Here is a 6,249-nt window from a genome sequence, read left to right on the forward strand (position 1 = left end):
CCCACGACACCGGGATGGGTGACGAGGAGGCGCTGGCCGGGCTGCGCCGGCAGGCGCACCACCTGATCGCCGAACTGGCCGGGCCGGTGCGCCGGATCCGGCTGCGCAGCGGCCCGGCGGTGCTGGAGGTCGAGTGGCACCCGGAGGAGCCGGCCCGTGCCGACACACCTTCGGGGCCGGCCGATTCGGCGGCACCGGCCGCCGGCCGGTTCACGGCACCGGACCGGCCGCCGGTGGCCGCGGCGGTCCGGGCACCGCTGGTCGGCACCTTCTACCGGGCGCCGGAGCCCGGCGCGAAGCCCTTCGTCGCGGTGGGCGACCTGGTCCGCCCGGGCCAGCCGGTCGCCATCGTCGAGGCGATGAAGCTGATGAACGAGGTGACCGCCGACCGCGCCGGCCGGGTGGTCGCGATCCTCGTCGAGGACGGCCACCCGGTGGAGTACGACCAGCCGCTGATCGAGCTGGACCCGGCATGACCGCACAGGGTGGTTGACCATGTTCGAGACCGTGCTGATCGCCAATCGGGGCGAGATCGCGCTGCGGGTGCTGCGCGCCTGCAAGGAGCTGGGCGTGCGGACGGCGGTGGTCTACTCCGCCGCGGACGCCGACTCGCCGGTGGTCCGCCTCGCCGACCAGGCCGTCCGGATCGGGCCGGCGTCGAGCCGGCGCAGCTACCTCAACGCCGCCGCGATCGTGGAGGCGGCCCGACAGGTGGGCGCGCAGGCCGTCCATCCCGGCTACGGATTCCTCTCCGAGGACGCCGACTTCGCCGAGATCTGCGCGGACAACGGACTGATCTTCATCGGCCCGCCACCCGCGGTGATGGCCGCGCTGGCCGACAAGTCCTCGGCGCGGGCGCTGCTGAGCCGCGCCGGCCTGCCCCTGTCGCCGGGCAGCGTCGCGCCGGTGCCGACCGCCGCCGCGGCGGCCGAGGTGGCCGAGGCCGTCGGCTACCCGGTGATCGTGAAGGCCGCCGCCGGGGGAGGGGGCCGGGGGATGACGGTGGTGCGCAGCCCGGGCGAGCTGCGCCGGGCGTACGCCCGCACCCGGGCCGCCGCGCAGGCCGCCTTCGGCGACGACCGGGTGTACGTCGAGCGCTACCTCACCGAGGCGCGCCACGTCGAGGTGCAGGTGCTCTGCGACTCCCACGGAAACGGGGTGCACCTGGGCACCCGGGACTGCTCGGTGCAGCGCCGGCACCAGAAGCTGGTCGAGGAGGCACCCGCCCCGGCCCTGTCCGCCGCCGTCCTCGACACCATCGCCGAGGCCGCCCTGCGCGGCGCGCTGCGTGTCGGTTTCGTCGGCGCCGGCACGCTGGAGTTCCTGGTCGACGCCGAGGAGCAGTTCCACTTCCTGGAAATCAACTGCCGGATCCAGGTGGAGCATCCGGTCACCGAGATGGTCACCGGGATCGACCTGGTGCACGAGCAACTGCACATCGCCGCCGGGGTGCCGCTGCGCTGGCGGCAGGAGGAGATCCGCCTGCACGGCGTCGCGATCGAGTGCCGGGTCAACACCGAGGACCCCGAACGGGACTTCGCACCGACCCCCGGCCGGTTGGCGCGTTTCACCCCACCCGGCGGCCCGTTCACCCGGGTCGACACCCACGCCAGCGCCGGCTACCTGGTCGGCCCCTGGTACGACTCGCTCCTGGCCAAGGTGATCGTCTGGGCGCCGGACCGGGAGCTGGCCCTCAACCGGCTGGAGCGGGCCCTGGACGAGTTCGACATCGCCGGGCCGGGCGTGCACACCACCATCCCGTTCGTCCGGCGGGTGCTCGACGACGCCGCGTTCCGCAAGGGCCGCTACACCACCGGCCTGGTCGACCGTCTGCTCGGCGCGTCCGCGCAGCGGCCCACGGCCACCCCCGCACCGCGCCCCGCGTCCGCCGCGGAGCCCGACATAACCCTCAGGAGGACCCGATGACCGTCACTCATGGTCGAGGAATGACCGCCGAGATCACCGACATCCTGGTGGCGCACTGCGGGCTGGACGCCGACGCGGCGGCCCGGTCACCCGCCGCGTCGCTGGAAGAGCTGGGGATGGACTCCCTCGCCCTGCTGGAACTCTCCGCGGTCGTCGCCGACCGGTGGCAGGTGAGCATCCCCGAGCAGGCCAGCGAGCTGAGCATCCCGGCGGTGGCCGACCTGATCGCCCGCCGCGCCGACCCACCCGGGCACACCGAGAACAGCGTGTTCCTCGACGCGCCGCTCGCGCTGGTCTGGGACGTCACCAACGACGTGGCGAACTGGACCGAACTGTTCACCGAGTACGCCGTGGTGGAGATCCTGCACCGCGAGGGGTACACCGTGCGGTTCCGACTCACCATGTACCCCGATGAGAACGGGGTGGCCTGGAGCTGGGTCAGCGAGCGCACCTCCGACCCGGTGAGCAGGCAGGTCCGGGCGCACCGGGTGGAGACCGGGCCGTTCGAGTACATGCGGATCCACTGGCGCTACACCGAGGAGGCCGGTGGTACTCGGATGACCTGGACGCAGGACTTCGCGATGAAGCCGACCGCGCCGCTGGACAACGCCGGGATGACCGAGCGGATCAACACCAACAGCGTCATCCAACTCGCGGTGATCAAGGATCGGGTGGAGCGGATCGCCCGGCAGCGCGCCGACCAGGACGCCCCGGCGGCCGGCGCCGACCCGACGGAGGCCGACGATGAGTGACCTGAGCACCCGGCCGATCGCCGCCGGGGACGTACCCGCCGACCGGCGACGCGGCGGTGAGCTGCGGGTGTTGCTCGGCCCCCGCACCGTCGGCAGCACCTCGGGCTTCCTCGGGGTCGCCGCCCTCGCGCCGGGCGAGCGTATCGCCGAGCACTACCATCCGTACAGCGAGGAGTTCCTGTACGTGGTGCGCGGCGCGATCACCGTCGACCTGGACGACCAACCGACACTCCTGGCCGCCGGTGAGGCGCTATTCGTACCGGTGAACGTGCGCCACCGACTGCGCAACACCGGCGTCGAACCGGCCGAGGTGGTCTTCCACCTGGGCCCGCTCGCCCCCCGCCCGGAGCTGGGGCACGTCGACACCGAGTTGGCCGAACAGCGCGGTGGGTCGTGAGCGCGAGGAGTGCGCCGGGGTTGCGAGCCCCGCAGTCGCGAACCGAGGTGGCGTGGGTGAGCGCGAGGAGTGCGCCGGGGTTGCGAGCCCCGCAGTCGCGAACAGAGGTGGCGTCGTGAGCGGACGCCGCACGGTGGTGACCGGGATCGGGGTGGTCGCCCCCGGGGGTGCCAGTCGGGACCGGTTCTGGAAGACCATCACCGAGGGGCGGACCGCCACCCGGCGGATCAGCTTCTTCGACCCGTCGGCGTTCCGGTCGCAGATCGCCGCCGAGTGCGACTTCGACCCCGTCGCCGCGGGGCTCACCGACGCCGAACGACGCCGGGCCGACCGGTACGTGCAGTTCGCGCTGGCCTGCTCCGCGGAGGCCGTCGCCGATGCCGGGTTGGTGCTCACCGACGTCGAACGGGACCGGGCCGGCGTGGTGCTCGGCACCGCCGTGGGCGGCACGATGGCGTTGGAGCAGGAGTACGTCACGGTCAGCGAGCACGGCCAGCGCTGGCATGTCGACGCGACGCGCGGTGGCCCGTACCTCTATCAGGCGCTGGTGCCCAGCAGCCTCGCCGCCGACGTGGCCTGCCGGCACGGGCTGCACGGCCCGGCGCAGGTGGTGTCCACCGGCTGCACCTCCGGCATCGACGCCATCGGCTACGCCCACCAGATGATCGTGGACGGTGAGGCGGACGTGATGCTGGCCGGCGCGGCGGACTCGCCGATCTCGCCGGTCACCGTGGCCTCCTTCGACGCGATCAAGGCGACCAGCCCGGACAACGACGACCCGGCGCACGCCTCCCGTCCGTTCGACGCCGACCGGCACGGGTTCGTGCTGGCCGAGGGTGGGGCGGTGCTGGTGTTGGAGGAGCTCGAGCGTGCCCGCCGGCGGGGTGCGCACATCTACTGTGAGGTGGCTGGCTATGCCAGCCGCAGCAACGGTTACCACATGACCGGGCTGCGTCCGGACGGCCTGGAGATGAGCCTCGCCGTCACCGACGCGTTGAAGCAGGGGCGGATCCTCCCCGAGCAGGTGTCCTACATCAGCGCCCACGGCTCGGGTACCAAGCAGAACGACAGGCACGAGACGGCCGCGTTCAAACGGGCGTTGGGTCAGGCCGCGTACCGGGTGCCGATCAGCTCGATCAAGTCGATGGTCGGGCACTCGCTGGGTGCGATCGGGTCGATCGAGATGGCGGCGTGCGCCCTCGCGATCGAGTTCGGCGTGGTGCCGCCGACGGCCAACTGGAGTACCCGGGACCCGGAGTGCGACCTGGACTACGTACCGAACGAGGCCCGGGAGGTCCCGGTGGACGTGGCGTTGTCGGTGGGCAGCGGGTTCGGCGGCTTCCAGTCGGCGATGGTGTTCCGCCGGCTGCGCGGCCCGGCGGCGGCGTCCGGCCCGGTGGCGGCGTGAGCGCCACCCGGCCCGGCGGTGTGAGCGCCGCCCGGGCGGTGGTGACCGGCATCGGGGTGGTCGCGCCGAGTGGCATCGGCGCGGACGCGCACTGGCGAACGGTGCTGGCCGGCACCCGCCGGACCGGGCCGATCACCCTGTTCGACCCGGCCGGCTATCCGACCCGCCTCGGCGGGGAGGTGCCCGGCTTCACCGCCGACTCCTACGCCGACAGTCGGCAGGTGGTGCAGACCGACAGGTGGACGCACCTCGGCTTCGCCGCGACCCGGCTGGCGTTGGCCGACGCCGGCTTGCCCGACCGGGCCCCCGACCCGTACGGCTACGCGGTGACCCTGGCCAGCTCGTCCGGGGGCAACCTGTTCGGCCAACGGGAGCTGCAACGGCTGTGGGGTGGCACGTCGCGCACGGTCGGGGCGTACCAGTCGATCGCCTGGTTCTACGCGGCCAGCGTCGGGCAGCTCTCCATCCACCACCAGTTCAAGGGCCCCAGCGGGGTGCTCGTCGCGGAGGCGGCCGGCGGGCTGGACAGTCTCGCGCACGCCGCCCGCGCGGTACGCCGGGGCACCCCCGTGGTGATCGCCGGGGCCACCGAGTGCCCCCTGAGCCCGTACGCGCTGGCCTGCCAGCTGCGCTCCGGACTGCTCAGCGACGTCTCCGACCCGCAGCGGGCGTACCGGCCGTTCGACGCCTCGGCCAGCGGCTACCTGCCGGCCGAGGGGGGTGCGGTCTTCGTGGTGGAGGAGCTGGGGCACGCCCTCGCCCGGGGCGCCCGGGTCTACGGCGAGGTGAGCGGGTGGGGCTCCACCCACGACGCCGCGCACACCACGGCGGACAGCGCCGGCGACCCGATCCAGTACGCGCGGGCGATGCGGCTGGCCCTGGACCGGGCCGGCGTCACGGCGGCCGGGATCGACGTGGTGCTGCCCGACGCCCTCGGCGTACGCCGTTACGACCGCAGCGAGGCCGAGGCGCTGCGCGCCGTGTTCGCCGACCGGCCGGTCCCGGTGACGACGCAGAAACCGTTGACCGGGCGGGCGTACCAGGGCGGCTCGGCGTTGGACGTGGCCACCGCGCTGCTCGCCTTCGCGCACGACACGCTGCCCGCGTCGGCCGGCCCGCAGGAGGTCGCCGAGGGGTGCGAGCTGGACTTCCTGCGCGAACACCGCCAGCCGCGCAGCAGGCTCGCGCTGGTCTGCGCGCGGGGCTTCGACGGGTTCAACAGTGCGCTGGTCCTGCGCGGGGCGGTGCCGATGAGGGGAGAGACGCCATGAGCGGACAGCGGGCGCGGGTGGTTTTTCTGGTGCGGGTGCCGGTGCCGCGCACCGAGGAGTTCCTCGCCGCCTACGAGGACGTGCGGCACCTGGTCGCCGGTGGGGTGCCGGGGCACCTGGTCGACCAGGTGTGCCGCTCGTCGACCGACCCGGAACAGTGGTTGATCACCAGCGAGTGGGCGAGCCTGGCCGACTTCGAGGCCTGGGAGCGCAGCCCCGAGCACCGGGAGCTGGTGCGCCCGATGCGGGAGTGCTTCACCGACGCCCGCTCGCTGCGCTTCCAGATCCACGCCCAGACCCCGGCCCTGACCTGAGGTCCACCCCCCCCCCCCCCCCCCCCCCCCCCCCCCCCCCCCCCCCCCCCCCCCCCCCCCCCCCCCCCCCCCCCCCCCCCCCCCCGCCCCCCCCCCCCCCCCCCCCCCCCCCCCCCCCCCCCCCCCCCCCCCCCCCCCCCCCCCCCCCCCCCCCCCCCCCCCCCCCCCCCCCCCCCCCCCC

The 6,249-nt window shown here is 74.2% G+C and carries 7 protein-coding genes; all 7 read left to right on the plus strand.

Annotation, left to right across the window (positions count from 1 at the left end; translation table 11 throughout):
* The first annotated feature begins 14 nt into the window (after window positions 1–14).
* The 7 genes from accB to AB0B57_RS34520 all read left to right on the plus strand — a co-directional run bounded on the left by accB (window position 15) and on the right by AB0B57_RS34520 (window position 6,068).
* Window positions 15–476, plus strand: coding sequence for an acetyl-CoA carboxylase biotin carboxyl carrier protein (gene accB / locus AB0B57_RS34490; protein ID WP_357079831.1), 462 nt, complete (start codon window positions 15–17; stop codon window positions 474–476).
* A gap of 19 nt (window positions 477–495) precedes the next feature.
* On the plus strand, window positions 496–1,926 hold the full coding sequence (locus tag AB0B57_RS34495) for an acetyl-CoA carboxylase biotin carboxylase subunit (protein WP_357079817.1): 1,431 nt from the start codon (window positions 496–498) through the stop codon (window positions 1,924–1,926).
* Window positions 1,923–2,678 (plus strand): SRPBCC family protein, encoded by a 756-nt coding sequence (locus AB0B57_RS34500; RefSeq protein ID WP_357079820.1) that lies wholly within the window; start codon window positions 1,923–1,925, stop codon window positions 2,676–2,678. Before AB0B57_RS34495 ends, AB0B57_RS34500 begins: the two co-directional genes overlap by 4 nt.
* On the plus strand, window positions 2,671–3,075 hold the full coding sequence (locus tag AB0B57_RS34505) for a cupin domain-containing protein (RefSeq protein WP_272611493.1): 405 nt from the start codon (window positions 2,671–2,673) through the stop codon (window positions 3,073–3,075). The genes AB0B57_RS34500 and AB0B57_RS34505 overlap by 8 nt, the downstream gene beginning before the upstream one ends.
* Window positions 3,076–3,190: 115 nt before the next feature.
* Complete coding sequence (locus AB0B57_RS34510) at window positions 3,191–4,483, plus strand: beta-ketoacyl-[acyl-carrier-protein] synthase family protein (protein WP_357079824.1); 1,293 nt, start codon at window positions 3,191–3,193, stop codon at window positions 4,481–4,483.
* A 20-nt stretch (window positions 4,484–4,503) separates the two neighbouring features.
* Window positions 4,504–5,754, plus strand: a complete 1,251-nt coding sequence (locus AB0B57_RS34515) for a beta-ketoacyl synthase N-terminal-like domain-containing protein (protein WP_357079834.1) — start codon at window positions 4,504–4,506, stop codon at window positions 5,752–5,754.
* Window positions 5,751–6,068 carry an antibiotic biosynthesis monooxygenase family protein gene (locus tag AB0B57_RS34520; protein WP_357079828.1) on the plus strand — a complete coding sequence of 106 codons (318 nt, stop codon included), beginning with the start codon at window positions 5,751–5,753 and terminating at the stop codon, window positions 6,066–6,068. Before AB0B57_RS34515 ends, AB0B57_RS34520 begins: the two co-directional genes overlap by 4 nt.
* Window positions 6,069–6,249 lie beyond the last annotated feature (181 nt).

The organism is Micromonospora sp. NPDC049101, from assembly GCF_040648675.1.
Lineage (GTDB): Bacteria > Actinomycetota > Actinomycetes > Mycobacteriales > Micromonosporaceae > Micromonospora.